This is a genomic window from Curtobacterium luteum, from assembly GCF_001475545.1.
In the GTDB taxonomy this organism is placed as follows: Bacteria; Actinomycetota; Actinomycetes; order Actinomycetales; family Microbacteriaceae; genus Curtobacterium; species Curtobacterium luteum_A.
This window is the reverse complement of the sequence record NZ_LDQC01000200.1, coordinates 1-511: the sequence shown is the minus strand read 5'-3', so window position 1 is coordinate 511 and position 511 is coordinate 1. Positions and strand designations below refer to the sequence as shown.

1 pseudogene is annotated in these 511 nt (G+C 71.8%); it reads right to left on the bottom strand.

Annotated elements, in window-relative coordinates:
• A pseudogene (locus NS184_RS18555) lies at window positions 1-511 on the bottom strand (phospholipase); the annotation flags it as partial.

Here is a 511-nt window from a genome sequence, read left to right as displayed (position 1 = left end):
CGCCGTTGCTGTTCACGGCGCGGTAGTCCCACCCGGACTCCTTGGTCCAGAGGCTGTCGAGGCACTGGAACTGGTCCGAGCCCCAACCGTACTGCGAGGACGCGAGCGAACTCGCGGTCGCCTTCGCCCCCGCGACGGTGTTGCCCGCGGCGAGCTTGCGTGCCCGCTCGGCGGCTTCGGCTGCTGCCTTCTCGGCTGCTGCTTTCTCCGCGGCGGCCTTCGCGGCCGCGGCACGCTGCGCGTCGACGTCGGACTTGTCCTGCGCGGCACTCGCTTCGGCGACCTGTTGCGTGGCGGCGACGGTGGACGCGATCCGGTTCGTCAGCGCGGCGCCCGAGAGCTTCCGGTAGTCGTCGAGTGCGTCGACGCGCTGCTCGAGTGTCGCCGTGTCGGTCTTGTGGTTCGCGTCGGCGAGGACGACCTGCGCGCTCGAGATCGTTGCCTGCGCCTGGGCGCGGTCGAGTGCCGTGCCGTCGAGTGCCGGAGCGGACGTCGGGCTGGCGGTCGGGAC